The 26,998-nt window shown below is 50.0% G+C and carries 21 protein-coding genes; 12 read left to right on the top strand and 9 right to left on the bottom strand.

All coding sequences use genetic code 11. From position 1 onward, the window contains the following. Positions 1-103 precede the first annotated feature (103 nt). Entirely contained in the window at positions 104-934 is an 831-nt protein-coding gene (locus PsB1_RS09225) for an N-formylglutamate amidohydrolase (protein WP_284360638.1), read from the bottom strand. Between the two features lie 242 nt (positions 935-1,176). Between PsB1_RS09225 and cpdR the strand changes: the two genes are divergently transcribed. Beyond that, entirely contained in the window at positions 1,177-1,536 is a 360-nt protein-coding gene (gene cpdR, locus PsB1_RS09220; RefSeq protein WP_284360637.1) for a cell cycle two-component system response regulator CpdR, read from the top strand. Positions 1,537-1,544: 8 nt separating this feature from the next. Here cpdR and PsB1_RS09215 read toward each other — a convergent pair whose 3' ends face one another. Beyond that, complete coding sequence (locus tag PsB1_RS09215) at positions 1,545-3,017, bottom strand: DNA-3-methyladenine glycosylase 2 family protein (RefSeq protein WP_284360636.1); 1,473 nt, start codon at positions 3,015-3,017, stop codon at positions 1,545-1,547. Positions 3,018-3,154: 137 nt separating this feature from the next. Here PsB1_RS09215 and PsB1_RS09210 point away from each other — a divergent pair, with 137 nt between their 5' ends. The 6 genes from PsB1_RS09210 to PsB1_RS09185 all read left to right on the top strand — a co-directional run bounded on the left by PsB1_RS09210 (position 3,155) and on the right by PsB1_RS09185 (position 12,630). Next, on the top strand, positions 3,155-3,703 hold the full coding sequence (locus PsB1_RS09210) for a methylated-DNA--[protein]-cysteine S-methyltransferase (protein ID WP_284360635.1): 549 nt from the start codon (positions 3,155-3,157) through the stop codon (positions 3,701-3,703). A 60-nt stretch (positions 3,704-3,763) separates the two neighbouring features. Next, positions 3,764-4,681 (top strand): orotidine-5'-phosphate decarboxylase, encoded by a 918-nt coding sequence (gene pyrF, locus PsB1_RS09205; protein ID WP_284360634.1) that lies wholly within the window; start codon positions 3,764-3,766, stop codon positions 4,679-4,681. Positions 4,682-4,702: 21 nt separating this feature from the next. Then, positions 4,703-7,780: a double-strand break repair protein AddB gene (gene addB / locus PsB1_RS09200; protein ID WP_284360633.1), complete on the top strand. Its 3,078-nt coding sequence runs from the start codon at positions 4,703-4,705 to the stop codon at positions 7,778-7,780. Continuing rightward, complete coding sequence (gene addA, locus PsB1_RS09195) at positions 7,777-11,301, top strand: double-strand break repair helicase AddA (protein WP_284360632.1); 3,525 nt, start codon at positions 7,777-7,779, stop codon at positions 11,299-11,301. Before addB ends, addA begins: the two co-directional genes overlap by 4 nt. A gap of 24 nt (positions 11,302-11,325) precedes the next feature. Then, positions 11,326-11,646, top strand: coding sequence for a thioredoxin TrxA (gene trxA / locus PsB1_RS09190; RefSeq protein WP_284360629.1), 321 nt, complete (start codon positions 11,326-11,328; stop codon positions 11,644-11,646). 198 nt (positions 11,647-11,844) lie between these two features. Beyond that, a complete protein-coding gene (locus PsB1_RS09185; protein WP_284360628.1) occupies positions 11,845-12,630 on the top strand; it encodes a 3-hydroxybutyrate dehydrogenase in 786 nt (261 codons plus the stop codon). Between the two features lies 1 nt (position 12,631). Here PsB1_RS09185 and PsB1_RS09180 read toward each other — a convergent pair whose 3' ends face one another. After that, positions 12,632-14,152, bottom strand: coding sequence for a hypothetical protein (locus PsB1_RS09180; RefSeq protein WP_284360627.1), 1,521 nt, complete (start codon positions 14,150-14,152; stop codon positions 12,632-12,634). A gap of 178 nt (positions 14,153-14,330) precedes the next feature. Further along, the gene (locus PsB1_RS09175) at positions 14,331-15,809 is read right to left on the bottom strand and encodes an efflux transporter outer membrane subunit (protein WP_284360624.1); all 1,479 of its coding nucleotides are present in this window, start codon (positions 15,807-15,809) and stop codon (positions 14,331-14,333) included. 101 nt (positions 15,810-15,910) lie between these two features. On the opposite strand from PsB1_RS09175, the gene PsB1_RS09170 reads away from it, so the two are divergent. The 5 genes from PsB1_RS09170 to PsB1_RS09150 all read left to right on the top strand — a co-directional run bounded on the left by PsB1_RS09170 (position 15,911) and on the right by PsB1_RS09150 (position 22,237). Beyond that, positions 15,911-16,582 (top strand): TetR/AcrR family transcriptional regulator, encoded by a 672-nt coding sequence (locus PsB1_RS09170; RefSeq protein ID WP_284360622.1) that lies wholly within the window; start codon positions 15,911-15,913, stop codon positions 16,580-16,582. Next, a complete protein-coding gene (locus PsB1_RS09165) occupies positions 16,572-17,930 on the top strand; it encodes an efflux RND transporter periplasmic adaptor subunit (protein WP_284360620.1) in 1,359 nt (452 codons plus the stop codon). The genes PsB1_RS09170 and PsB1_RS09165 overlap by 11 nt, the downstream gene beginning before the upstream one ends. An 11-nt stretch (positions 17,931-17,941) precedes the next feature. After that, positions 17,942-21,193: an efflux RND transporter permease subunit gene (locus PsB1_RS09160; RefSeq protein WP_284360618.1), complete on the top strand. Its 3,252-nt coding sequence runs from the start codon at positions 17,942-17,944 to the stop codon at positions 21,191-21,193. Positions 21,194-21,359: 166 nt separating this feature from the next. Beyond that, on the top strand, positions 21,360-21,566 hold the full coding sequence (locus tag PsB1_RS09155) for a twin transmembrane helix small protein (protein ID WP_284360616.1): 207 nt from the start codon (positions 21,360-21,362) through the stop codon (positions 21,564-21,566). Then, positions 21,563-22,237, top strand: a complete 675-nt coding sequence (locus tag PsB1_RS09150; protein ID WP_284360614.1) for an SDR family oxidoreductase — start codon at positions 21,563-21,565, stop codon at positions 22,235-22,237. Before PsB1_RS09155 ends, PsB1_RS09150 begins: the two co-directional genes overlap by 4 nt. A gap of 12 nt (positions 22,238-22,249) precedes the next feature. Here the strand turns inward: PsB1_RS09150 and PsB1_RS09145 are convergent, their stop codons facing one another. The 5 genes from PsB1_RS09145 to hemE all read right to left on the bottom strand — a co-directional run bounded on the left by PsB1_RS09145 (position 22,250) and on the right by hemE (position 26,848). Beyond that, positions 22,250-22,705: a hypothetical protein gene (locus tag PsB1_RS09145; RefSeq protein ID WP_284360612.1), complete on the bottom strand. Its 456-nt coding sequence runs from the start codon at positions 22,703-22,705 to the stop codon at positions 22,250-22,252. Between the two features lie 65 nt (positions 22,706-22,770). Continuing rightward, positions 22,771-24,066, bottom strand: a complete 1,296-nt coding sequence (gene rho, locus PsB1_RS09140; RefSeq protein WP_320412732.1) for a transcription termination factor Rho — start codon at positions 24,064-24,066, stop codon at positions 22,771-22,773. Positions 24,067-24,203: 137 nt separating this feature from the next. Continuing rightward, positions 24,204-24,659 (bottom strand): CopD family protein, encoded by a 456-nt coding sequence (locus PsB1_RS09135; RefSeq protein ID WP_284360611.1) that lies wholly within the window; start codon positions 24,657-24,659, stop codon positions 24,204-24,206. Further along, positions 24,656-25,702: a ferrochelatase gene (gene hemH, locus PsB1_RS09130; protein ID WP_284360610.1), complete on the bottom strand. Its 1,047-nt coding sequence runs from the start codon at positions 25,700-25,702 to the stop codon at positions 24,656-24,658. Before hemH ends, PsB1_RS09135 begins: the two co-directional genes overlap by 4 nt. Positions 25,703-25,771: 69 nt before the next feature. Next, positions 25,772-26,848, bottom strand: coding sequence for a uroporphyrinogen decarboxylase (gene hemE / locus PsB1_RS09125; protein WP_284360608.1), 1,077 nt, complete (start codon positions 26,846-26,848; stop codon positions 25,772-25,774). Between the last annotated feature and the right edge of the window lie 150 nt (positions 26,849-26,998).

The raw sequence follows: 26,998 nt of genomic DNA, 5'->3' as shown, positions 1-26,998 counted from the left end.
GGCGTTCATGCCCTTTTCGGGCGTTTCCTCCCAAAAAAACTTATGGCCGGGCTTCAACGCCCGGCCTTTTCTTTTCCACTAGACTTAAGATCAACCGGGTGTGTCACGGTATTAATAGTCGGGAGAAAGCAGATAAATGACCCACAAACTCACCAAACATACGCCGTAAATCGGAAAAAACAGATTTTTTGATCAGGGCACCTTCAACCATGTAAAGAGAGCGATTGATCTCAATTTGAAGCGCATGCCGCATAAGGGTAGGATGACCATATCGATGTATGGAATAACCACCAGCAAAGGGATAATTACGCGCCACTTTAAATCCAAGGTCACTGAGGAAGCGATCGGCTTCCTCGATGAAGATTGGGTCACATGACACACCATACCGGTCGCCTAAGACAATATCATAGCGTGGGATCCCAGAAGCGGCAGAAGGCATAGAATGGCAATCGAGTAAAAGGAAATGACCCACTTGGGCCATAATCCGCGCCAAAAGTTCATCTAGCGCGTCATACCAAGGCACATAAACTTGACACAATCGGGCCTGTATCTCCTGATAGGTTAAAGACTTGGCATAGATTGCAATACCATCGCCTACTGTCCTTGGAATGACGCCCAAGCCTGCTTCCACCCGCGGCGAAGAGAAACCCGATTTCTCAGGGGGTAAATCAATCACCAGCGCTGGATCAAGCTCTTCACAATCGCGATTTAAATCCACAAAGGCCCGTGCATAATCCGTAGTTAACCAATAAGCGCCAGCCAAAGGGGCATCCAAAAACAATTCATCTACAAATGCATCTTCTGAGCGCCGAAGGGCTAGGCGATCCAGACATGCAGCATCGAGCAAATCCTTGGGGTAAAAACGGCCTGAATGGGGACAAGTCACCACCAGCCCCCCCTCAGCAACAAGCGGGGATAAAAGACGAAAAGGCATGGGGGTGCCAGAAAAAGGCTCCACCTGAGAGACGCGATCATATGCTAAAATGCTGCCCTCCTAAACATGTGGGCAGCTTAAGCACAATTGGTAGCAAATAACAGAGGGGTCAGGACGCGTTGAAGTGCTAGCTGTGGCATTGACAAACAACACACAAATTTATCCTATGCACGTGTGCGTCAACCTCGCCTTCACAATATTGGCGCATAGGGAACCAAACAAAATAATGGAGTAATGCCACTATGGCGCGAATCCTATTGGCTGAAGACGACGATTCCCTGCGTACATTCCTTGCAGCAGCCTTACATAAAGCCGGCCACAGCGTCATGGATTATCCAGATGGTGATCAAGCCTTATATGCACTTAATAACATGGGCTTTGACCTATTATTGACCGATATCGTCATGCCAGGGGTGGATGGCGTTGAGCTGGCGCGACGTGCTGCCGAAGTTGATCCCAACATGAAAATCGTCTTTATAACAGGATTTGCAGCCGTTGCCCTCAATGCAGCTAACCAAGCCCCATCCAAAGCCAAAGTCCTATCGAAACCATTTCATTTGCGCGAACTGGTGGCAGAAGTCGAAAAGGTCATGGCTGCATAACGTTGGCGTCAGCTAGCTAAACTTGACCAGATGTGCTGAGCAGCATAGGCACGCCAAGGTCGCCACGAGTTTGTTCTTGCGTTCAGGGCTTTCAGATCAGAAAAGCAAATGCCCAAATCCTCAAGGCCGCGCTTAAGGGCAACATCCCCGAATGGGAATGCATCAGGGTCTCCTAACGCCCGCAATCCAATATAGGCCGCCGTCCATGGGCCAATGCCTTTGATCGCCAACAATCTACCAATCACAGCATCTGGAGGACCAGTCAGAAGAGTTGGGTCCTCAACATAGGCCTGGGAAAATTCTTTTAAGCACATCAATCTAGAAGCAGGAACACCTAAAAAACTCAGATCGGACGCAAGAATGGAAGTCGCAGTCGGGAATAAATGGGTAAGCCCACTTTGAGAATGCAACTCACGAGATAATTTGTCGCCTAACACTGCCACCAATTGAGCACCTAAACCAATGGCGGCTTTGACCGAGACTTGTTGGCCCAAAATTGCACGCACCCCAATTTCAAATGGTTCAAAAGCCCCCGCAACGCGCAACCCCGGCCTTGCCTCAACCAAGGGACTTAGTGTTAAGTCCTGCTTTAAATGCGTATCAATGGCTTCTGGATCGGCTCCGAGGTCGAAGCATGCACGGATTCGCGCAAGCAATAATGGCAAAACTTTAAGATCCTGACAATTGATCTCAACTTGAAGCCAATCCCCTAAACCCTTAGTAACGCTGATAATTCCTATTTGCCCATCTAAAGCGAAGCTACGTCGATACACACCCCCCTCAAAGCGCTCAACGCCAAGATAAAGACGATCGACCATAAAGCCTGATATAGCATTCCAATCATAAGGCGGCCGATAACGTAGTTTCAGAACAATCGAACCATGGTGTTTTATGAGGCCATTGTGACCAAGTTCGCTGCGAAGTGCGCTTGGCGGTCGCCTAAACAAAGCGTGAAAGGCTTCATTAAAGCGCCTAACGGAAGAAAAGCCTGACGCTAAAGCAATGTCTGTAATCGACATTGTACTTTCATGCACCAATTGCTTGGCCAAAAAGAGCCGCCTGGTCTGGGCGACGCTACTGGGGCTAGCGCCAACATGCTTTAGGAACAGGCGGCGCAAATGTCTTTGACCTATTCCCAAACGATGGGCCAAACCCTCAACCGAGCCAGTATCTAAAACTCCCTCTTCAATCAGACGTAAGGCACGTCCAATCGTCGTGGCTGTGCCGCGCCAAGCCGGTGTATCGGGTGCAGTTTCCGGCCTACAGCGCAGGCATGGTCTGAACCCATGTTCCTGCGCTGCAAAAGCGCTTGGGTAGAATTTCACATGGTTCCGTTCGGGAATCCGCGCCGGGCAAATCGGTCGACAATATATGCCAGTTGTGGTCACGGCCGTGAAGAAACGGCCATCATAACGGGCATCGCGTGCGCTAATAATACGATAACAGGTATCTGGATCGAGGAACATAGAACCCCCTGACATGGCTCTACACCTGTGTCTAGCGGAATTCGGACGTGGTGTTTGTATCAAAATGGGCACTAAAGGTCCGAAAACCGCTAGCAGGCTTAGTCAGATTGGAAGATAAGCCTAGGATAAAATGTAGCAGCGGACGCGATCACATGAAACTTTTCTTAGACCATATCCCTTCGCCAATGGGTGAGATGATGCTCGTCACCGACCAAGACGGCAAGATTCGTATGTTTGAATGGGTCGATCATCAAGAGCGTATGGATCGGCTTTTGGCACGCCAATATAAGAGTCACTATCACAGATTTAAGCTGGACATGGTGAAAGGGTCCGCACCTATCCATATCCGCCAAGCGCTTGACGCATATTTTAATGGGCAAATCACAGCTATTGAGGATTTAGAAACGGCCACTGGGGGCACGGAATTTCAAAAGACAATATGGCGCGCCTTACGCACAATACCGGCAGGCACGACCTTGACTTATGGCGACCTTGCTACTCAAATCGGCAAACCCAAAGCTGTACGTGCGGTTGGCCTAGCCAATGGCGCCAACCCAATTGCCATCATTGTCCCATGTCACCGTGTCATCGGGGCCAACGGCACATTAACTGGATATGGTGGCGGCCTTGCCCGAAAACAGTGGCTTTTAATGCATGAACAAGCCTTGAGAGCCCCAAACAAGTTAAACATGGATGTGTAGTGCTGCGCTCTGGGCAGATGTGATCTGGGCAGAATCGACAAGTTCGCTTAAACACATAAGATGACGAGTTTCAGCGACCGCCTCACTCAACAAATACGCCACTTCGCCACCCCCCTTTGCGTTGGACTTGATCCATTTGAACATGAAATCCCTCATCTCTTCGGGCCCATTGGTGCACTTTCAACGCTGGAGGCCTTTTGCCAAGAAGTGATCGAACAAGTTATAAGCAAGGTGGCTGTCATAAAACCCCAGATTGGGTTGTTTGAACCATGGGGTGGTGAAGGTATAGCTCTCCTTGCCCAACTAAGCCGCTATGCCCGGGATCGTGGACTATTGGTTATCATCGACGCCAAGCGTGGTGATATTGGCTCGACAGCTCAGGGCTATGCAAAGACTTTTTTAGGTCAGGATGCGGCAATTCCCTGTGACTGCTTGACCATTAATCCTTATTTAGGCCTCGATAGCCTAGAGCCCTTTGTGACAACGGCGATGGCTTATAACAAAGGTGTAGCAATCTTGGTGCGCACCTCAAATCCGGGGGCGGTTGATTTTCAAGATTTGATGTGCGGTCATGCACCCTTGTGGATGCGGGTAGGTGAGGCATTAGTAGGATTGCAAGCGCAGATGATGGGGCAGGGAAATTATTCCTCTCTCATGGTGGTGTGTGGGGCAACTTGGCCCGAAGAAGCGGTAAAACTCCGACATGTTTTACCAAAAACCCTATTTTTAGTTCCAGGCTATGGTGCGCAAGGTGCTACCGCTGGAAATGCATTAGCCGGGCTGATTAAGGGACCAAAAGGCCATGAAGGGGGGGTTATATCTTCCTCTCGCGCCATATTATATCCAAGAGCGTGCAAAGAGGCCACTTCCTTGGCCCAATGGCGTCAAGTTTTTCAGGTCAATTTAGAAATGATAATTCACGACTTGCACCGTGCGTCCGATAATGTCGTGCCAATCAAACAAAATACATCCGACTAAATGGATGAAAGGCACTATGGCATGGCACAGCATATGTTTGACCTGTTCCAAGCGAAAACCCCGCGGGTGTTCACTATCCCGCCAACAGTGTCATTTCTTGATACGTTCGCCCGCACCCTATTGGCAACATTGGACCAGCCAGACACGCCGTTTAACTTGTCTGATGCCCTGATTTTGCTACCAACACGGCGGGCATCACGGGCGCTTAGTCAAGCGTTTTTGGACGCCCATACCAAGACTGCAACCTTGCTGCCGCGCATCCGCACCCTCGGCGATCTTGATCCAGCTGATACAAACCTCGCTGAGCTCAGCGACACGCTTGCACAAGCCCCCGTGGTTGATCCATTGGCTCGTAAACTGATCCTAGCGCGCCTTATCCAAGCTAGAGGTAAGGCTTCAGATTGGTCCTCTGATCCTGCTGCGGCCTTATCAGCAGCCGATGCCTTAGCAAACCTTCTTGATTCCGCAGCCATGACAGCCAGCGGGGAAAGTGAGTTTGATTGGTCGAAACTCGACACATTAGTGACACATCATGACTTAGCTCAACATTGGCAACAATCAACAACTTTTCTGTCTATCATTACGCAGGCTTGGCCCGACTATTTACGCAGTATCGGCAAAATAGACCCCGGCGTGCATCAAAGACGAAATATTGAAGCCATTATTGCAAGCTGGAAGCTGAACCCTCCAAAACATACGGTCATTATTGCTGGTTCTACCGGTTCGATGGCGGCAACTAGAAATCTGATGCAGGTTGTGGCTCGACTTCATAAAGGGGCTGTGATTTTGCCCGGCCTTGATCCCTTCATGACCTCTGATGCTTGGAAGGCGGCGCGTGATGACGATCAGCATCCCCAACGCGGTCTCGCCGTAACACTTGAAGCCATAGGTATAGATCGTGAACAAGTACAAGTTTGGCCAGGCGTGCATGAAACAGATGCGTTGCGCAACCGCCGCTTAGTCCTCAACGAAGCGCTAACCCCGCAAGCCTCCACAGCCGATTGGCCAACACGCATTCAAGACCTCGGCACAGACTCCATCGCCATGGGTCTTGAAGGTATTTGCTTGATTGAGGCAGCCAGCGAAGACGAAGAAGCCAGTGTCATTGCACTTGAATTACGCAAAGCCATTGAAACACCTGACAAAAAAATCGCCCTCATTACGCCAAGCTCGCAAATTGCTCGGCGGGTTGGTGCCAAAATGCAGCGTTGGTCCATTCAAGTTGATCATTCATCCGGCCAGGCCTTAGCCGAAACGACAATAGGTAGTTTCATCAAGCTTGTTGTCCAATGGGCAAGAGATCCAGCGGAACCTGTATGCTTGAAGGGTCTGTTGTACCATCCTTTGACAAGCTTGGGCCTTGACCGCACCCATATAAGGGTCTGTGCATCAGCCCTTGAAATTTCCTTATTACGAGGTGCACGAAAAGATGATCATTTAGGTGATCTCATTGGGCGGGTAAAAGGGCTTGATCCGCAAAATTGGCTCAAACAAGCTCAAGCAATCGACTCAAAACAAGTGGCACCTAGCCAAGCTGATGCCATAGCGCTTCTTGAGAATTTACACCAGATCTGGCAAGAAATAGGAATACTTCAGGGCCCACTTAGTGTCATTGCTTATAAGATTTCAAGCCTCGCTGAACGCATTGCCACCACACCAGCACAGTCCGGCGCACAATTGTTATGGCGTGGTGAAGCGGGAGAGGAAGCTGCCCGCTTGTTGAGTGCCTTGATCGAACATGGCAGCTATTTTGGCTCTGTCGAAGAGCCTGCGGTTGAAAGAACCTTAAACACAATAATGGCAGGCATTGTGGTCCGCCCGCATACTATTCATCCAAGAATTGCTATTCTTGGGCCGCTAGAGGCACGGTTACTCCATTTCGACCAGGTCATTTTGGCTGGGCTGGATGAGGGGGTGTGGCCACAGCCCAATCTACCTGACCCATTTCTATCACGCGCAATGCGGCAAGATTTAGGTCTGGGGTCTGTCGATATCTTTATAGGCCTATCCGCCCATGATTTTGCGCAATTTGCTTCAACTTCGCAAGTCACACTGACGCGCTCATCAAGGCGCAATGATGCGCCCTCCATCCTGTCTCGCTGGTTATGGAGGCTCAAGACATTAGCCATAGGTGCCTTAGGGGAGGCAGGGGCCAAGAAGGCCATAGAAGGTGACTCAAACTGGTTGGAACTGATTCGCCGCCATGCGCCGGTCAGGACATTTGATCCGTTGGCAGCTCTTCCTGCCCCCAAGCCCCCGATCTATTCGCGTCCGCGAGCCTTTCATGCCACCGAAATTGAAACTTGGATCCGCGATCCTTATAGCATCTATGTCAATAAAATTCTAAAACTGCGACCACTTGAACCTTTAGGTGGTCCAATTGGGGCGGGAGCGCGGGGGACTGCTATTCATGCTGGCGTCGAGGTGATCGCGGATTGGGCCACAAAGCGCCCAATTGACCCTTTCGATGCCCTGAGTGAGGCATTCAAGTCGGCTTTACTGACTTCTGGCTATCGGGGATGCGACCTCGAAATCGAACTTGTGCGTCTTAAACCTTCCATAGCCTGGCTTGCCCATGAAGAAATCGAGCGCCTTAAAGCTGGATGGCACCCTTTGGTTGAACGAAAGGGCAGCATAGAGATAGATACCAATGAAGGGCCACTGACCTTAAGCGCACGGGCAGATCGGATTGACGTTGGCCCTTCAGGTACACAAATCATTGATTTTAAAAGCGGACAAACACCCAGCGCCAAGCAAGTAAAAGCACTATTCAGCGCACAACTCCCTGTCACGGCTTTGATAGCAGCAAAAGGCGGATTCAAGGACCCACGCATCACTTTACCAGCAGATTTGCGCCATGTGCGGTTGGGCGGACAAGATGTAGGATATACCCCTGCTGTAGCCAGTGACACCAACGTAGCTGAACTTATTGAGCGCGTAACACATACTTTGCGACAACTATCAGCCTGCTATGATAGGCCAGAGCGAACGTATCTGTCCAAACCGCGGGTCGCCTTTATCAAGGCAGCCAATTATGAAGATCCCATTGACCGTCTTTCACGCCGGGCAGAATGGGCAGATGCGGTAGGCACAGAATGACCGACCTAGCTACGACAACAATCCCGGCAATAGTTGCCCAGACACTACACAATCAGTTCATCGCAGCACGTCCTGATGTATCCGTCTGGGCCAGTGCCAATGCAGGGGCAGGAAAAACAAAAGTCCTGATCGATCGGATCGCACGCTTACTACTTGCGGGGTCACAGCCTGGAAAAATTCTGGCGGTTACCTATACAAAGGCAGCGGCTTCTGAAATGCAGACGCGTCTCTATAAACTACTAGGGTCGTGGACAATCGCCTCAAATGAGCAGCTCAAGGCCGTTTTATTGGATTTGGATCCGCAATTTTCTCATCCAGGCGATGCATTCTTAGCCCACGCACGCGCCCTATTTGCCAAAGCCCTAGAAACACCAGGTGGCCTAAAGATTCAAACCATTCACGCTTTTTGCCAAACGATATTACAGCGCTTTCCACTGGAAGCAGGAATTCCACCGGGCTTTAGAACGCTCGATGAGGCTGAGGCCCAACACTTACAAGCCCAAGCATTTAAACTTGCCTTTGCCACAGAGCCAGACGCATTTAAAACATTGGCACGTTTAACCAGCCAATCGGGCCATTTTACCCTTGTAAAAAACGCCCTTAGAAGCAAACCTACTTTCCCCCAGTTTCCAATCAATCTAGATAGATTGGCCAAAGAATTAGCCAAAGCCTTAGAGATTGATCCTGAAAAGTCGACTGAGACTTATCAACAAGAAGCTATAAATCAACTAGATCCTGCCGCTTTGACACAAGCAGCAACTGCTTTGATGGCAGGCACAGTAACGGACATCAATTCAGCTAACAAACTTTGCATTATGGTCGAAAGTGAAGATCAAGAAGCCGTTGTGAATGCATGGCGTGACCTGGTTTGGACGCAAGAACATAAGCCCAAGTCCAAAACAAAAATCTATACCAGCCAATTTGCAACTCATACCAACATTACTGACCTGTTGGGTGGAAGCCCTGAAGCACCAAGCGTGCTTTGTGACGCATTCAATCACATGCAAGAGAAAATTCGCGCTTTATCAACCTTTCACCTCTCTATGGCACTGACGCGGGCGACAAATGCCTTTTCCCTAGCGTGGAGCCAAATCAAACAGGCTATTGGAGTTCTCGATTTCGATGACCTTCTCACCAAAACGGCAGCCTTATTACAATCAGGGCAAGGGGCGGCGTGGGTACTTTACAAGCTTGATGCCGGCATTGATCATATATTGATTGACGAAGCCCAAGACACCAATCCAGCACAATGGGATCTTCTAGCACCCTTATTTGCAAACCTTGAACAAGATAAGCGCACTTTGCCCCGAACGCGTTTCATTGTTGGCGACGAAAAACAATCCATTTATTCATTCCAAGGCGCGATGCCAGAACGGTACTTACAGGAAAAAGCGAGTTTTGAAGCGGGTGCTGCGACGTTTGCAGATGGCAGAGTAAGTCTTGAATTCGACCTATCGTTTCGTTCGGGCCAAACTATCTTGAATGCTGTCGATGCGGTTTGGGCCCACGCATCACAACAAATGGCAGCAGCAGATGGGCAGTATGATCCAATATTCTGCGATGATGAAACCAAATTCACCTTCCCTACTCATCACTTAGCTTTTCGCGATCAACATGTTGGGGTGGTCGAGTTATGGCCCTTAACCGTGTCAGGAGACAAATCTGCCGAGAGGGAGGCCTGGGATCACCCCCTAAATATAGAGCGCGAGGATAGCAGCCGTAACCGATTGGCAGACCGTATCGCGGGCGAAATCAAGGCGCGCCTCGATAATAGGTTCATGATTCCAACGCGTGAAGGGTCACGCGCCATGACGGCAGGCGACATAATGATCCTAGTCAAAAGACGCGGACTTTTTTTTCATCAGCTGATCAAACGTCTCAAATTTCACAAAGTGCCAGTGGCGGGAACTGACCGCATCCGATTGAACGAAGATCCAGCTGTTATGGATCTTGTGGCTTTGGCGCGCTTTGCCTTATTGCCGCAGGATGATTTTAACTTAGCCTGCGTCCTTAAAGGGGCTTTTTGTGGACTCATCGATGATGATAAACATCTTTTTCCCTTAGCCTATGACCGACAAGGCTCTTGCCTATGGGATCGTCTGCTACACTCTAAAGAGCCCCTACATCGCGATATAGCGGCGTTTTTGGCGTCGGTTCAAGCCCGCGCAGCCGGTTTACCGCCTTTTGAATTTTTGGCCTCTGTTCTTGAACGCGAAATCAAACCCAAAAAGACGGGCTGGACCCTCCTTATCGAAAGACTTGGCCCAGAAGCGCGAGAACCCGTGGAGGCGTTATTGGCCAAGGCACTGGAACATGGCCGCAAGCAAGTTGCAAATTTGACCAGCTTTTTAAGTGGTCTAGACAATGATGTTTCAGAGATTAAACGCGAAGCCGAACACGGGACCACAGGCATACGCGTGATGACCATTCATGGCGCTAAAGGGCTTGAAGCACCAGTGGTGATCTTACCCGACACAACCTCACCACGCACCAGAAAGGGCGATCATATCTTTCAGCATGAGGCGAGTGGGGCCTGGCTTTGGTCGCCTGATCCAAAGGCGGATTGCCGTTATATTGCAAAGCTACGCGCACAAGCCCAGCAAGCAGAAGAGCGGGAAGATATGAGGCTTCTCTATGTCGCCATGACACGGGCGCGAGACCTTTTAATACTGTGTGGCTTCCAATATGGACCTAAATCCAAAGACCCAGATCAGCCAAAGGATAATTGGTTTAACTTATTAAGGTCAGCCTTACCTCTCATTGGCGATGAAAAAGTAGGCGCAGGGTTTGATTTCACATATAGCTTCTGGGGTCGTTATCTAAACGTAGCAGATTTCTGCGAAGCCAAGCCCATTGATACAGTCCCTTTGCCTGAATGGATTGATCAAAACCCACCTCCTCAATTAACCCCACCGCGTCGCATTGCCCCCTCCATCTTGGCTCCTGACGGTGCACTGCCAGCGACATTGTCCCCATTGGCCACCCAAACCAATCATCGCTTCAAGCGAGGGCGACTTATCCATGAGCTGCTGCAACATCTTCCAAATGCTGATACTCATCAATGGTTAAATCTCGCAAAAAGTCGCCTCAAACGTGAGCTTGAACTCAGTGAGGCAGAACAAAACGCAATCTCTACCGAAACCCTAAAAATCATGCATGACCCGCAATTTGCGGCACTATTTGGACCAGGAAGTCGGGCTGAGGCGGCAATCATTGGTCGTGGTCCTGGATTGCCAGACGATATGGTGGTCAATGGTACGGTTGATCGATTGGTTGTGACAAAAGACGAAGTGTTAGTATTGGATTTTAAAACCAATCGCCCCCCACCCCAGTCGATCGAGGATGTGGCCCAAGTCTATCTCAATCAAATGGCCGCTTATCGGGCGCTACTACAAGCCAGTTGGCCGGACAAAATCATCCGATGCGCGCTGCTTTGGACCGATGGCCCTCATTTAATGGGCATACCTGATCAAGTTCTTGATCGAGCCTTGCGAGTCATTGCGGCACTACCTAGGTTATAATTTTAATGACGCGGAGCGTGTCCCATGCCAACAATTTCAATATCTGATGACAGCTTTGAACGCGATGTCTTAAAGGCCGCAGGGCCAGTCCTTGTTGACTTCTGGGCGGAATGGTGCGGCCCGTGCAAACAGATTGGCCCAGCCCTCGAAGAAATAGCCAACGAATTGGCTGGAAGAATTGTGGTCGCCAAACTCAATATTGACGACAATCCAATGACCGGCACGCGCTATGGCGTGCGCGGTATCCCTACCATGATGCTGTTCAAGGATGGACAAGTGTTATCAACCAAGGTGGGCGCTATGGCAAAGAGCCGCATTAGCGCCTGGATTGGAGAGACGCTTTAGAGATCCTACGTCTCAAAAATTCATTCGGACACGCTTTGCGCCCTTTCAGCACAAACCGCTGTCGAAGCTGGCCACAGTCGTGAAAAAAGACATGACTGTCTAACCTAGATTTTGCCACTTTGGCATGTTTTAGGAAACCACGCATTGAGAGTTAAGTCATGGGGCAGCTTCTGCTCTAGTACCGAAAAGGATATTGTCATGTCTGGTCAAACTAAAACCGCCCTGATAACCGGATCGACCAGCGGCATTGGTCTAGGCATAGCCACCGCATTCGCTGCCCAAGGCTATAGCATCATCCTTAACGGACTTGGCGAATCCGATGAGATTGAAGCAATGCGTGTTGGGCTTGCCAAAGCGCATGGGGTGAAAGTGATTTATCATCCCGCCAATATGACCAAGCCCGAAGAAATTGCCGATATGATGCAACAAGGCGAAACCCAATTTGGTGGGGTTGATGTTCTGGTGAATAACGCAGGTGTGCAATTTGTATCACCCATCGAATCCTTTCCCGTTGAAAAATGGGACCAGATCATCGCCATCGATTTAAGTTCTGCGTTTCATACGATCCGCTTAGCCATACCAATGATGGTCAAGCGCAAATGGGGACGCATCATCAATATAGCATCCGCGCATGGATTGGTCGCTAGTCCATTTAAATCCGCTTATGTGGCGGCCAAACACGGTTTGGTCGGGCTGACAAAAACCGTCGCATTGGAGCATGCCCAAGAAAACATAACCTGTAACGCAATTTGCCCGGGTTACGTCTTAACAGGTCTGGTGCAGGCCCAAATTCCCGATCAAGCCAAGTCACGCGGCATAAGTGAGGACGAAGTTATCAAAAATGTCCTACTGGCAGCTCAACCCACCAAGCAATTTGTCACGGTTGAACAAATCGCCGCGTTTGCCCTTTACTTGGCTAGTGAGAGTGCCGCCCAATTCAACGGCGCTATACTTAGTATGGATGGCGGCTGGACTGCCCAATGATTCATAGTTTTACACTCTTTTTCACACCTTGTTGGGTATGTTGGCACTGGGCTAATAAAGTGTCAATTTGACCTGGGTTTGAAGGAGGAAATTGAAGAAAAGACCCTTGGGATGAAGCCTTAATCGGGGCTTGCGTTTTCAGGCGCTCTAACAGGGGATCTTGCCCTGCTTTATGTAATGAACCAGTCACTTCAAAGCCTTGAGCACTTGGTTTCCATTTCATCTTGATCAGGACCGATTGGCCATTGCTAGAAACGGACACAAGCTCGGTCGGACCGGTCTTTGGCACAGGCAATCCGGAAATTGACACACTATATCCAGCCCCAGGCCGACATGCGATCGAGAGTAAAGCGCCCTTCGGGCCTTGAGGGGTTACCATACGGGTTGGGCTGGTTAATCGCCAGCTTTCCTGTGGCGGTTTCGGTGTGCTCCCTATGGTCTGGGATGCCGGATCAGAGGATTTATCCTTGATTAGAACCTCCTGCGACCAAGACAATTGACCACCATGTATTTGATAGGTAGCTAACGTTCTTTGGGTAGGGGCAGAAGAACAAAAACCGCTTATTTGCAACACCTTTCCCCGGATTTGTCCAACAATTGCTTCGGATTTTGCAGGTGTTGGTATTTCGAGACTGGTCATGCGCACTAAATCAATCACCACCACGCGGCTGTTACAGTCACCGCCCGCTTTAGGAGTGGCCACAAGTAAGGCTAACTCAGCAAAACGCCCGTCGATAGGGAATGTAGCTTGTATGAATAAGGGCGATTGTCCTGCCGGTAGGGCCACCCACGCGTCATGTTGTTGCGCGTGCTGTGGAGTGATTTGCTTTGGCTGTGAATTATTAAATGAATAGACCAATTGCCCATCCACCCATGCGCCGAACTGTTGACCATTTCCGGCAATCAGAAACAGACCATTGCGGCTCAGAAATTGTCCGGGTGGCAATGGTGGTGGCTTTGCACCCACCAGCATCAAATCCGCATACAGCCGACCTTGGGATTGAAGCACCCCGTTTTTTCTCATCTGGGTCAGCACCACAGTGCCTGGATAAGGACCTGGGACAAAGATCAGATCAAGCATATTGGGTGGGGTGAGAGTTTTTTCATCCTTTCTTTGAGGTCGGTGATACGTCAGAGCTATATCATAGCCGCCCGGACGGACACGCGCACGGCGGGTTAACGTTTGCCCAGCTTGGGATGCTTGGACTTCCAACTCGGTCAAATATTGCTCCACAGAGAGGGTGGTTGAGGATAAGGGCAGGCTCTGGTTTACGCCAGCATATATGGTTTGCGGATTGAGCGTCAGGAATAATTGACGCTCACTCAACAGATCGGGGCTGGGACTAGGAACAGCCACTTCTGCTACCTTGGGCGTGCGCATATAGGGAATGATAACACCGCCAAGTGCAACACCAAGGACAAAAAACAAAAGCGCAACCAAAGCTACGATCCCATAGCCTACTTGTGGCTTAAAAACGGGTCTAGATTTAATGGTGATTGGCTGACGGTCACTACGCGACATAGGGTTTTCTTTAATCTGGTTTGGGGTGCGCGGCCAAGTCCCAGAATCCTAAACCCAGACTTGATCTATGGGGTCTTCACTTCAATAAGCCAATCAAGCAAAACCAATGCGATGGTGCTCAATAGCTTTGAAGATCAGACGTCGCTTGATTGAATGTGATTGAGTAAGACTTCGGTACTTATATACCTGGCGAGCCCGCAAAAGTTCGATAGAGTCCAATCGCGGCATCGCTCAATTGGGCTTGACTGGCAAGCCGTGTTTGCTTGGCTGCAGCAAGCGCGCTTTCAGCGTCTAAGCGCTCTTTATAAGCAATTAGACCTGCCTTAAATCCTGATAGTGCAGCTAGATAACGGACTTGAGCTGCTGTTTCACCTTCCAACGATGCTACTACGCGCAGTCGCGCTTGCTGATATGCGCTTAAAGCTGTTTGAGCCTCGGCAATCGCGTTTAAAGTTGTTGACCGATAGGCTAAAAGCGCCTGTTTAAATCGCGCTTGGGAAGTGCGTACACTGGCGCGTCGTTGCCCGAAGTTAAACAGGGGAATATCAATCACAGGGGTGGTATTAGCCAATTCACGCGAGGCAGCCAAAGGACTTCCTGCCAAAGATGACAGCGTCGTGATCGTCCCGACAATCGATAGGCTTGGGTAAAGATCGGCCCGCGCAATGCCAACACTGGCAGCTTGAAGGATTGCATCTTGTTCAGCTCGCTTCACATCAAGGCGACGACGGATAAAGTCAGCCGGCACTTCAACTACCAATGGGGCTTGGGTGTTAAACTTATAATCTGGGATTGCTATCAATAGGGTGTCCAATGATCCAGGTACAACCCCGCGCAAGATTGCGATACGATCAAGGCCGGCTTTAACCCTCAATTCTGCATCTGGTAGCTTTTGTTTGATTTGGGCGGCCTGCCCCTGTATGAGGCCCTTATCAGCCAAAGAGATCAGTCCGTTTGCTTCACGTTCATTGGCTATAGCATTTAATTGTTGCGCACGATCAGCCTCCTCACGCAGAAAGGCCAAGCTTTGCTGCGCATTGCGCAATTCATTATAAGCAGCAGCCAAATCGGCAATCACAGCAACTTTTGCACCTTCCAAAGATGCGGCCGCCCCTGCTTCATTGGCCCGTGCACCAGATATGGCAGAACTTAACCGGCCAAATAGTGGTACTTCCCAGGAAGCACGAAAGCTCTGCGATCCTGTGGTTTGCTGATCTACCAACTCCCCAGAACTCGTGATTAACTTCTGATTATCACGTGCATAATCGGTGCTTGCGCTTGCAACAAAATTAATACGTGGAGCAAAACCCGCAATCGTTGCGCGCCCGGTCGCACGGGCCTCTTTCAGGCGCTGATATGCCACCTGCACCGTTATGTTTTCATTTAAAGCGTCACGAACCAATTGGTTGAGGGTGGGGTCTGCAAATTGTTCCCACCAGCGTGCACTATCGCCCATGGAGGCAGGTGGCGAGTCGCGGAAAGAGACGGGTAAGATTTGAACAGGATTGCTAACTTTGGGTGCACCGATTCCAGGGATCCCGATCGATCCCCCAGTTGCACATCCACTGATCATGCAAAGCAAAATTAAAGCGTTTGCGATGAAACCGACACGCCCCACTTTAAAGCTTCTGATTTTTAGAGCTTTGATTCCCGACATGAACTTAATGTCTCCGCAAACTAATGTTTTTTGAGTTTCCATTTGGCCTTGACACCAAGGCCACATAATGCGAACGAACGTTCGCTATCGGAATAAGACTAATGCCACGCACCGTCAACCCATTGAAAGCTGAAATTCGACGCCGGGAAATACTCGACGCCGCCCAAGCCTGCTTTGAACGCCGCGGCTTCCATGGCACATCAATGGACCAAATTTGTAGCGAAGCCAATATCAGCCCTGGCGGTCTTTATCGCTATTTCCCGTCCAAAGAAGCAATCATCGCGGCCATGGCGGAAGATGAGCGCAGAAGTGCAACCTTGACTTTTGCGGCGGTTCGCGCGTCGGATAATTTTTTGCTTGCTTTGTCTAATCTGTGTGAAAAATTTGTTGAGGCCTATTCAGATCCCAATCGGGCGGCCTTTGCAGCTGAATTGATGGCCGAAGCGGTGCGCAACCCTAAATTTGCTGCTGTGGCGCGGGAAGCTGAAAGCAAAATTCGTTCAGATATTACCACCCTATTACAAGCCGGCCAAGAACTTGGCCATGTTGAACCAAGCCTAGACCCGGCTGAGGCTTCGGCTGTGCTGATGGCTGCGGCCGATGGAATGGGACTACGGATGACTTTTATGAATGACTTTACCGCTCATGAAGCGGCATCCGCCCTCAAAAAATTGGTTTTGCGCTTTTTAAGTCCCACAAAAGCCCCCTTTCACCTAACGCCTAGCCCGATCAATTCGGTCACAAAACCGATTGGAGCCACCAATGACGCCTAGATATCCAGCCACATCTCTTGCCATTCTTCTTATGGCGGCTCTTAGCCTATCGGCCTGCGGTAAAGCAGGAGACAAGAAGGCAGCGGATGCAAAAGAGAAAGGGCTAGGTGGTCGGATGCCTCAATCGGTATCGATTGAACCTGTCGCGTTACAAAACTTCACCGGTCGCTTGGTGGTGGCGGGTCAGGTTCAGGCGGTCAATGAAGCTCGGGTTTTTCCAACATCCTCAGGGGCGCGGGTCTTACAAATTCTCGCAGACGCCGGCGATAGGGTGGTAGCTGGCCAAGCTTTAGCGCGTTTAGATAGCCGACAGGTCAATGCGGATAACGAATTATTGGCGGCTCAGGTGCGTCGCGCACGGACGACATTGGCTGAAACTGAAGTTGGACTAGCTGCGGCGAAGCAAAACCTAGATCGTGCTGAAAATGGTCCCCGTGAAAGCGCCCTTGATATTGCGGCCGCTCAAATAGCGTTTGAGCAAGCCGATGGGGAATATCAACGTGCATTGGCTGTCAAGGGTGATGGCGCGCTTTCGATGGAGCAAATTGACGCAAGGCGAAACGCAGCGCGCACAGCAGAAGCCCGCCTTAGGACTCAACGAGGCGATATCGCCGCCTTCTTAGACGGCCGCAAACAAGCGGTTGCGCAAGCTCTTGCCCGTGTGGGGGCCGCCAAAGCTGATCTTCAGTTATCCATAGCCCAACAAGTTCAATCACAATCGCGCCAAAACAATGGATTGATCAGTGCCCCAGTTTCCGGCCAAATCATTTCACGCACCGTTAATGTCGGCGAGATCGCTGGCTCCAGTGGCCAACCCATGTTTGTGATTGTAGCCAATGATGCACTTGAAGTCGCGGCTGAAGTACCAGAATCAGAAATCGCGCGCTTAAGCATAGGCATGAAAGCGCAATTTACCGCGCCGGATGGCTCCAGCGTCAATGGTAGTTTACGACGACTGCCCGCCCAAATTGACCCGCAAAGACGCACGGGAATCGCTAGATTTAGCTTAGAAAAAAACCCAAGTGTTCGGTCAGGTGTTTTCTTGACCGGGGCCGCAACTTCTGCTGCCCGCCAAGCCCTAAGCGTCCCAGCCTCGTCCCTGGTTTATGGCCGGGAAGGTGCATCGGTATTCGTGATGCGGCCCAAGGATAATTCAGTCACCAAAGTTAAAGTGACACTTGGTGCCCGTGAAGGGTCAGCCGTCGAATTGATCAGTGGCCCCTCGGCCGGTTCATTGGTTGTAACAGCTGGCTCAGCTTTCTTGGCTGAGGGCGAGAAGATCAACCCTGTCCGTAGCACAGTGAACGGTTCGCCCCCAAGCCAGCCTGCCACTCCACCCAAGAAGTGAGGTAAGTCTTCATGCGCAATATATCTTCTTGGGCGATCAAAAATCCAATTGCCCCAATCTTGTTATTTTTTGTCTTAACCATCATGGGCATAGGTGCATTTTTTAAGCTGCCGATCAATTCCAATCCAGATATTGAGTTTCCAGCCTTTACGGTCCAAGTCGGACTTCAAGGTGCAGCACCCAGCGAGCTTGAAAACCAGATTGCCACCAAAATTGAAGGTGCGTTAGCTTCGATCGAAGGTGTTAAGACGATGAACACCACGCTGGTGACGGGGAGTTCAACCACTTTTGTTGAGCTGCAGATCGGCACAGATATCTCAAAAGCGGTGGATGATGCCCGCGCTGCAGTATCCCAGGTCCGTTCAGAATTACCCGATGGCATCAATGAGCCCCAAGTTGCTCGCATCGATTTCAATGACCAAGACCCATTGGTGATTTATTCGGTGCGTGGCCCCGATATGGCCACTGAGGATATATCTTGGTTGATTGACCGTGAGTTCAGTCGACAATTGCTGTCGGTTAAGGGGGTCAGCCGGGTGGAGCGTTGGGGGGGGGCGGACCGCGAGATTACTGTAGATCTTGACCCTGCCCGTCTTACTGCATTTGGCGCTACAGTATCGCAAGTGAGCCGGGCGTTACGCGGGCAGAATATTGATTTGCCAGCAGGACGATCTGAATCAGGCTCAGGTGAGCAGACGATCCGTGCAATCGGCTCAGCTAAAACAGTAAATGAATTGCGCAAAACCCCAATTATTCTTGAAAGCGGGCGCGTTGTAAGATTGGGCGATATTGCCGATGTCAGAGATGGCTCCAGTGAGCTGCGCAGCATTGGCCGATTTAATGATCAGCCTGTCGTTATGTTTCAAGTATTACGCTCAAAAACCGCAAGCTCACTAAAAGTTTATGACGCGGTACGGTTAAAGGTTGAGGAGCTCAAAAAAACCTATCCCAATCTTGTAATTGAACCGGTTTTTACCCCAACCGATTATGTACAAGAAAGCTTTGATATGTCGATGGAGACGCTCTTTGAGGGGGCACTATTGGCCACCTTGGTGGTGGCGGTCTTTCTCGGGGGATGGCGTCCTGTTATAGGGGCTGCTGCCATCATCGCCATAGCATTGATTTGCTTAAGCTGGGTCGTGCAGGCCACCAGTGGTGTACATGTATCAAAGACTTTGTTGCTGGCTATTGGCACCGTCATCCTCGGCATTGTGACTTTTCTCATCAAGGATGGTCGCGCAACATTTTTGGCGGCAATTGCCATTCCGCTTTCAACCATCCCAACGTTTTGGATGATGGGCTTATTGGGTTTTACGCTCAATGATGTAACCTTGCTCGCATTGGCCTTGGTGGCTGGTATTTTGGTAGATGATGCCATCGTTGAGATTGAAAATATTGTTCGCCACATTCGCATGGGTAAATCTCCCTATGCTGCGGCACTGGAAGCGGCAGATGAAATTGGCTTAGCGGTTGTGGCAACCACTGGAACCCTTGTAGCGGTGTTTGCGCCCGTTTCGTTTATGACGGGCATTGTTGGTCAGTTTTTCAAAAGCTTCGGTCTCACCGTCGCAGTAGCGGTGTTGTTTTCACTGCTTGTGGCCCGCTTAATTACGCCACTCCTTGCTGCCTTTATTCTTACCCGCTCGCCCCCTGAAGAAGAGGGCGAAGCAGGCAAACGCTATATTGCCTTTTTGGAAATGGCCTTGCGCAATCGGTGGAAAACAGTTGGGATTGGTGTATCTGTCATGATCCTTTCCATCATGATGTTAAGTCTTGCCCCGAAAACATTTACCCCAACGATCGATCAAGGCTTCGTTCAAATGCGGATTGATTTGCCCCCCGGATTGTCGCCGGACGAGGCGGATGCGCGTGCGCGCGAAGTGGCCGCTATTGTCATGAACCGGCCCGAAACAAAATCCGTGGTACAAAGCGTTAATGGCGATTTAACTGGGGCCACTTATTTTATCTCGTTGATCGAGCGGAAGCACCGCTCAATTTCTCAGCAAGAATACGAAGGTGTGTTGCGCGGTGAAGTTGGTAAAGTTCCAGGAATCCGGGCGCGCTTTGGTGGTGGCTGGGGCTCTGGCGGGCTATCCATCAACCTCACTTCCGATGACCCAGATGCCTTAGCCACAGCGACTGCGCGAGTCATGCGTGAGATGCGCAAAAAACAATGGGCAGTAGATTTGCGCTCAACTGCCGATTTAACTCGGCCAGAACTCCATATCATCCCGCGCCGGGAAGAGGCAGCTCGCCTTGGCGTATCGATTTCTGAAATTGCAACGGCCGCACGTTTAGCCACAACCGGCGATATCGAGCTTAACTTGGCTAAATTCAATGCTGGCGAACGCCAAATTCCAATTCTGGTTCGCTTAGCTCGCGAAAATCGGGCTGATATAGAGGCGATCGGCGCTTTACGTGTAGGAACTGCCACTGGGCAAACAGTGCCTTTGACTGCAGTCGCTGACATTGAATTTGGTGGTGGTGAAGCGCGGATCACGCGAGAGGGGCGTCAACGTGTCGTCACCATTTCTTCAGGTCTAACAGCTAACAAGCAATTGGGTCCAGCTTTAGAAGAATTAGCCAAGGAAGATTTCTATAAAAATCCCGGCCCCGGTGTAACCGTCAAACCCGACGGGGACGCCGAAGAATTGGGCGACATGTTTGGACAGTTCGGCAGTGCTGTCGGACTGGGTATATTGCTGATCTATTGTGTTTTAGTGCTTCTATTCAAGGACTTCCTGCATCCGATCACTATTTTGTCGGTCATTTTGCTCGCCCCTGCAGGTGCCTTTATAGCGCTTGGATTGGTTCAAGAACCCATGTCACTACCCGTGATGATTGGTTTGCTGATGTTGATCGGGATCGTCATCAAAAACTCGATCCTGCTTGTTGACTTCGTGATCGAAGCCCAACATCGGGGTGTACCCCGTCATGAAGCATTGATCGATGCAGCACGCAAACGGTCACGGCCGATTATCATGACGACGATCGCGATGATCGCTGGTATGGTCCCTGCGGCCCTAACAACTGCCGGGGCTGGTGCTTTCCGGCACGGTATGGCGATTGCTGTGATTGGCGGACTCACACTCTCAACCGTTTTGAGTCTGATTTTTGTTCCCGCCGTATATACGCTGATAGATGATTTGGATCAGCGGTTAAAACGCTTCTTTTCTAAGGTGCCTACGGTTTCGTCCGAAGATCGTGCATTAGCGCTAAAAGAAGAAGTTGAACGGCGCGCCAGCCAGGCAGCAGCGGAATAACACGTTCGATCTTAATGAAGGAAACTGGGATGGGGTGTGGTGATTGTTTCATCTTTTGATCGATTTCTGTTCATTTCAGCAAAGATCATCCTAGTGCCACACCTTAAGCCCAAACAGACAGTGTCCTATGATTGCCGGATGAAGTTGAAAGACTTATAGTCCCCAAATGTCATGGACCCCGATTAATCTCGCTATTTTCGTTGCTATGGCCTCTGTTTTAGTGGTCCTGGTCATCGGGATCGCAAACCTTGCGATAACGGGCGATAAAGCGCGGACCCGCTCAAATCAACTGATGCGGTTACGTGTATTGGTGCAATTCATTGCAATTATCCTTTTGATGGTTGGTTTTTGGCTTAAATCCCACCCTTTATGAAACTATATAATTATTCAGGAAAAACTGCGCTAGTAACCGGTGGCGGTGGAAAGTTTGGCAACGCCTTGTGCTTAGCCTTGGCCCAAGGCGGATCTAAAGTGATCGTAAGTGATTTTGATTTGACAAAAGCCCGCGCAACAGCGGCGAAAGTGGGTGGTTTAGCGCTAGGTTTAGATGTTTCAGACGCCGCGATGTGGACGAATGCTTTAGCCAGTATCCAAGAACTATTTGGCCCATTAGACCTATTATTTCATTGCGCCAGTCCCAACCCTAGAGATCACCTAGATAGCGCTACGCTGTTGGCGACTTGTGTAGGTGGGGTAGCGCTTGGCATGCATGCTTGCACAAGTGACCTTAAGTTGAAGCTTGGTGCCTATGCGCATGTAACAAGTGTGCAATTTGTCAGCGATGAAGCATGGTCTCCCAAGCCTGAGGCCGCCATCTGGTCAGCCTGCCAATTTGCCAAGCGGGGGTTGCATCTGGCGCAATCTAGTCGCAAGGATGGTTTAAAGTCTGTTTTGGTTGGCTATAATATCCCTCCCAAGCCCGGCAAAATGGTGCGCGATGAAGAAGTGATTGCTGCGACCTTGTGGGGAATAAGCCGTGGAAAATGTGATCTATTCGTACCAGGTGGCATTGGTGTCGGCGCATTTCGTCGTAAAAGCCTTTAAGATTTCTACCCTTTATGATGGCATGCCCGGGCAACGAATATAGCTTTCAGCTGGTGCGCCGTCCCATGAGATTTCGGCTTTTTTTCTGCCGCGCTGTTCTATCAATAGATGAAAAGAAACCCCAATGGCGTTTTGAGCAGTTATGTCAAAACCATCAGCAGTCGTTTCAACGCGAAGTATTTTGTGCCTCTCTGTCCCAGTGGGGCGAATACTATCGAGCCACCAAGCCTTAGGCGCATCAATCAATACATAGCCTTGAGACATTCTGTCTGGGTTGCAGGCAATGGGCCCGCCATCACCCGGTTGACCCAAGAAAGCTGCATTGGTTTTAGGGCCAGCAAAAAGATATTCACGATCTTCCTGTGTTAAATGTGCTAAAGGATCCTTTGGCGTGCACGCGCTCATGCCAATGCCAAGTACTGGCCCCAGAATACTGATCAAACTCAGTAGAGTGTAACGTATGGCCATCTCCCCATCCTAATGCAATCTACCTTATCCAATGACACAGATAATGGAACACAGAGTGGTTAATCTTATGTATTCATACTTTGGAAAAATTCGTCGTTGTTCTTGGTCTGTTTGAGCTTGTCCAACAAAAATTCCATCGCATCCATGGTACCCATTGGGTTTAATATCCGCCTTAACATATACATTTTTGGCAAATGTTCCTTTGGCACTAATAGCTCTTCTTTCCGAGTACCCGATTTGATGATATCAATGGCCGGAAAGACCCTTTTATCGGAAACTTTCCTATCTAAAATAATTTCCGAATTGCCTGTGCCTTTGAACTCCTCAAATATAACTTCATCCATGCGCGAGCCGGTTTCAATCAAAGCCGTTGCGATGATGGTCAAAGAGCCGCCTTCTTCCAGATTTCGCGCCGCACCAAAAAAACGCTTTGGTCGTTGAAGCGCATTGGCGTCCACACCCCCGGTCAACACCTTGCCAGAGGACGGGACCACCGTATTATAGGCCCGACCCAAACGAGTGATTGAATCCAACAATATCACGACATCGCGGCCATGTTCAGCGAGGCGCTTAGCCTTCTCAATCACCATTTCAGCGACTTGTACGTGGCGGGTGGCAGGTTCGTCAAAAGTGGAAGATACCACTTCACCCTTTACAGAGCGTTTCATATCGGTGACTTCTTCAGGGCGTTCATCGATCAAAAGCACGATGAGATAGACCTCAGGATGATTGATTTCGATTGATTTAGCGACATTTTGAAGAATAACAGTTTTACCAGTACGCGGTGGCGCGACAATCAAAGCACGCTGCCCTTTGCCGATGGGTGACACTATATCAATCACCCGACCCGTTCGATCCTTGCGTGTTGGATCTTGTATTTCAAGATGCAAGCGTTCATCGGGGTAAAGTGGGGTGAGGTTATCAAAATTTACTTTATGGCGGGCTTGTTCTGGATCGGTAAAATTAATCACATCCACTTTAGAGAGGGCAAAATAGCGCTCTCCGTCCTTAGGGGCCTTGACTGGCCCTTCTACCGTGTCGCCTGTGCGCAAGCCATGGCGGCGGATTTGTTGGGGCGATACGTAGATATCATCGGGTCCAGAGAGATAGTTTGATTCAGGAGACCGCAAAAATCCAAAGCCATCAGAGAGGACCTCTAATACACCGCCACCGCCGATTTCCGATCCCCGCTCTGCTTGGGCTTTTAAGATCGCAAATAAGAGGTCTTGCGTGCGAAGGTTCGACGCGCCGTCAATCTCAAGCGATTCTGCCAAGACCACTAATTCAGTAGGGGTTCGGGTCTTTAATTCTTGTAACGTAGAGCGACGGGGCGGCGCGTCGATCAACAATTCCTCTGACATGTCAGGGCCTCAAAAAAACTAGGATGAAAACCGACTTGGCAGGACTGCCGCGGCTAAAACGGCGCAACCAATCACCTTGTGGTGATCTTGACCTGAATTCACATGACCATAATCGCGCGTCTGGTCAAGATGCCAACTCAGGAAAAAGGTTCTAGAACCACCATAAAGACAGCAATGATCATGAAAACAAAAGGCAACTCGTTCAAAAACCGAAAGGACACATGATTGAGTGGCCGCTCACCGCGAGCAAATGCTTTTCGCCACCGCAGATACAGATGATCAAGGGCCGTGATTGCTGTCACCATCGCCAGCTTTATTTGCATCCAAGTGTGGGCCAAGAGATCAAAGCCTTCCCGTCCAACCATCAGGCATATGCCTAAGAGCCAAACCACCAACATGGCGGGGATCATAATCCCGCGATGCAGACGGCCCTCCATAACGATCAATTGTCGGTCCAGCTCGCCACTGGGCGCTGCTGTCGAATGATAGACAAATAATCTAGGCAAATACATGAGACCCGCCATCCAAGCGATCACCGCAATGATGTGCAAGGCACGGAAAACTTCATAATGGGCACTTATCCATGCGCTCATGCAGCGCACCCACCAAAGGCCGCTCGCGGGCAGGCTGGGCACGCCACGACACAACCGCCTGTTCGTGCAGCGAGGATAGAGTCGGAACTGTCTAATAGGTCGGTTGTGAGACGTGCGAGTTCTTGAATAAACACTGGTCTTGTTCCCAATGCCGCTGCCCGCAGATAAAAGGGCACCCCAACATGATGGGCAACTTCCTTATACTCATCATCTAATTCCACCAAAGTCTCAATATGTTCAGACACAAATGCAATCGGCACGACGATAATGCCAATCCGATCGGCACCAGCCCGCTCAATCTCGGTTTCGGTGGCAGGCCCTATCCATTCCACAGGCCCCACGCGGGATTGATAGCAAGTTACATGCTCAAAATGATCAGGCAATAAGGGTTTTACAGCCGCAACTGTTTCTTCAACCTGCTTTTGATAGGGATCGCCATCATCGATGATTTTTTTGGGCAAGCCATGCGCGGACCATAGAACGCGTAACCGCTTTGGTCGTCCGCCCGCTTCCCAAGCTTCCATGACCGCTTGAGCGTGGGCCTCAATGAACCCTGGTGCGTCCGGGTAACAACAAATCAATTTAGCGGGCCCACCGCCAGCTTTTTTCCAAGCCTCAAGGGAAGAATTCGTCGTGGTCGTGGAAAACTGAGGGTAAAGTGGCAATAGAACGATTTGGTCGGGATTAAAGGCTTTAACGGCACAAACCGCATCTTTTACAAAAGGCTTCCAATAACGCATCGCCAAGACGATTTTAAATTCAGCATCGCCATAACCTGGCCGCGCCTGCAGCGCCTTGAGGATTGCTTCACCTTGGGCTTGGGTTTCAGGTAGGAGTGGCGATCCACCCCCCATTTTGGCATAATTGGCCCGTGCAGATTTCGCCCGCAACATAGAAATAAATTGAGCTAAAAACCAGCGAATAGGTGCGGGCGCGCGAATAATTGCTGGATCAGAAAAGAGATTCTTTAAAAAAGGTTGTACCGATTTTGGGCCATCTGGACCACCCAGATTAAACAGGACAATGGCAATTTTCTGACCCATAATGGTTGGTTTACCTATTTGATCGTGTGACAAATGAATGTCGAGAGATAAAAGAATGGTGGGGCCTATTCATCCGCTAGCTTTGACTTTGTGCATGACGAATTCCACGTGTGAGATCGGTGTTGAAGGGACAACGCCATGTCCGAGATTGAAGATATGTGGTCCGCTCTTCGCTGCGGCAAGAATAACATCCACAGCTTGGTCAAGCCTATCCCCGCCAGCCATCAAAACCATAGGATCTAGATTTCCTTGTAAACAAACATTTGGCCCCACGTTTGTTCGTGCTTGATCCAAATCGGCAGCAATGTCCAAACCAATACCATTAACGCCAGTTTCGCGATGAAACTGGCCAGCCCGGTGACTAGCGCCGCGTGGAAAACCAATGATGGGAACTTCTGGATAAGTTTCGCGCACAATTTCAACTACTTTTGCGATTGGCTTAGTCACGATTTCTGTAAACAAATGGCTCGGAATATCTTCGGCCCATGATTCAAAAATCTGTAACGCGTCAGCACCGGCTTTAACTTGGGCGATCAAATGTTGCCCGACTGCTTGGGCTAACACTTCTAATAAATTTAGGGTTAATTGTGGGTTTTGATAAGCATATGCGCGTGCAAGATCACGCTCCCCACCGCGGCCTTGGATCATATAGGTCGCCAAAGTCCATGGTGCACCAGCAAAGCCAATCAAAGCTCGACTAGTCTCCATTTCACCACGAACCCGCTCAATCGCTTCATAGACTGGGGTAAGCCGGGTTTCAAGGCGTGACATATCCAATCGTGCGATGTCTTGGGACCCTGCCAAGGGCGACAATCGCGGGCCTTCGCCATCAGAAAAACTGACATCACGGCCAAGCGCATGAGGAACCACGAGTATATCTGAAAAAATGATCGCAGCATCAACTGGATAGCGTCTTATAGGTTGTAAAGTTGCTTCTGCAGCGGCGGCTGGGGCATAACAAAAGTCTAAAAAGCTTTTATTTTTAGAACGAAGCTCACGATATTCTGGAAGGTGGCGTCCAGCTTGGCGCATCAACCAAATCGGTGGACTTGCTTGTTTTTCGCCTAATAGAGTACGAACCAGAGCGCTCTTTGTTGTGCTGCTTTTGGCCTGTGCATGAGATAAGGGGTAGGCGACATCACTCAAAACGGTACCCTTCTTTATAAAAGTTAGATTCTTGATTCAGTAGGTAGAAGTCATGTGGATTGTTTATATCAAGCAAAATCCCTGCATGAGCCACCTGGATTTCTCAAGCTGTTTATCAGTTCTTATCCATGCCTTTTGCACAAACTACTT

The organism is Candidatus Phycosocius spiralis (assembly GCF_030158815.1).
GTDB classification, from domain to species: Bacteria; Pseudomonadota; Alphaproteobacteria; order Caulobacterales; family Aquidulcibacteraceae; genus Aquidulcibacter; species Aquidulcibacter spiralis.
This window is presented reverse-complemented; position numbering and strand designations above follow the sequence as displayed.

Excerpts from the sequence above, each read along its gene's own strand:
- PsB1_RS09225 (WP_284360638.1), bottom strand. The coding sequence starts at position 934 with ATGCCTTTTCGTCTTTTATCCCCGCTTGTTGCTGAGGGGGGGCTGGTG.
- cpdR (WP_284360637.1), top strand. The coding sequence starts at position 1,177 with ATGGCGCGAATCCTATTGGCTGAAGACGACGATTCCCTGCGTACATTC.
- PsB1_RS09215 (WP_284360636.1), bottom strand. The coding sequence starts at position 3,017 with ATGTCAGGGGGTTCTATGTTCCTCGATCCAGATACCTGTTATCGTATT.
- PsB1_RS09210 (WP_284360635.1), top strand. The coding sequence starts at position 3,155 with ATGAAACTTTTCTTAGACCATATCCCTTCGCCAATGGGTGAGATGATG.
- pyrF (WP_284360634.1), top strand. The coding sequence starts at position 3,764 with ATGACGAGTTTCAGCGACCGCCTCACTCAACAAATACGCCACTTCGCC.
- addB (WP_284360633.1), top strand. The coding sequence starts at position 4,703 with ATGGCACAGCATATGTTTGACCTGTTCCAAGCGAAAACCCCGCGGGTG.
- addA (WP_284360632.1), top strand. The coding sequence starts at position 7,777 with ATGACCGACCTAGCTACGACAACAATCCCGGCAATAGTTGCCCAGACA.
- trxA (WP_284360629.1), top strand. The coding sequence starts at position 11,326 with ATGCCAACAATTTCAATATCTGATGACAGCTTTGAACGCGATGTCTTA.
- PsB1_RS09185 (WP_284360628.1), top strand. The coding sequence starts at position 11,845 with ATGTCTGGTCAAACTAAAACCGCCCTGATAACCGGATCGACCAGCGGC.
- PsB1_RS09180 (WP_284360627.1), bottom strand. The coding sequence starts at position 14,152 with ATGTCGCGTAGTGACCGTCAGCCAATCACCATTAAATCTAGACCCGTT.
- PsB1_RS09175 (WP_284360624.1), bottom strand. The coding sequence starts at position 15,809 with ATGTCGGGAATCAAAGCTCTAAAAATCAGAAGCTTTAAAGTGGGGCGT.
- PsB1_RS09170 (WP_284360622.1), top strand. The coding sequence starts at position 15,911 with ATGCCACGCACCGTCAACCCATTGAAAGCTGAAATTCGACGCCGGGAA.
- PsB1_RS09165 (WP_284360620.1), top strand. The coding sequence starts at position 16,572 with ATGACGCCTAGATATCCAGCCACATCTCTTGCCATTCTTCTTATGGCG.
- PsB1_RS09160 (WP_284360618.1), top strand. The coding sequence starts at position 17,942 with ATGCGCAATATATCTTCTTGGGCGATCAAAAATCCAATTGCCCCAATC.
- PsB1_RS09155 (WP_284360616.1), top strand. The coding sequence starts at position 21,360 with ATGTCATGGACCCCGATTAATCTCGCTATTTTCGTTGCTATGGCCTCT.
- PsB1_RS09150 (WP_284360614.1), top strand. The coding sequence starts at position 21,563 with ATGAAACTATATAATTATTCAGGAAAAACTGCGCTAGTAACCGGTGGC.
- PsB1_RS09145 (WP_284360612.1), bottom strand. The coding sequence starts at position 22,705 with ATGGCCATACGTTACACTCTACTGAGTTTGATCAGTATTCTGGGGCCA.
- rho (WP_320412732.1), bottom strand. The coding sequence starts at position 24,066 with ATGTCAGAGGAATTGTTGATCGACGCGCCGCCCCGTCGCTCTACGTTA.
- PsB1_RS09135 (WP_284360611.1), bottom strand. The coding sequence starts at position 24,659 with ATGAGCGCATGGATAAGTGCCCATTATGAAGTTTTCCGTGCCTTGCAC.
- hemH (WP_284360610.1), bottom strand. The coding sequence starts at position 25,702 with ATGGGTCAGAAAATTGCCATTGTCCTGTTTAATCTGGGTGGTCCAGAT.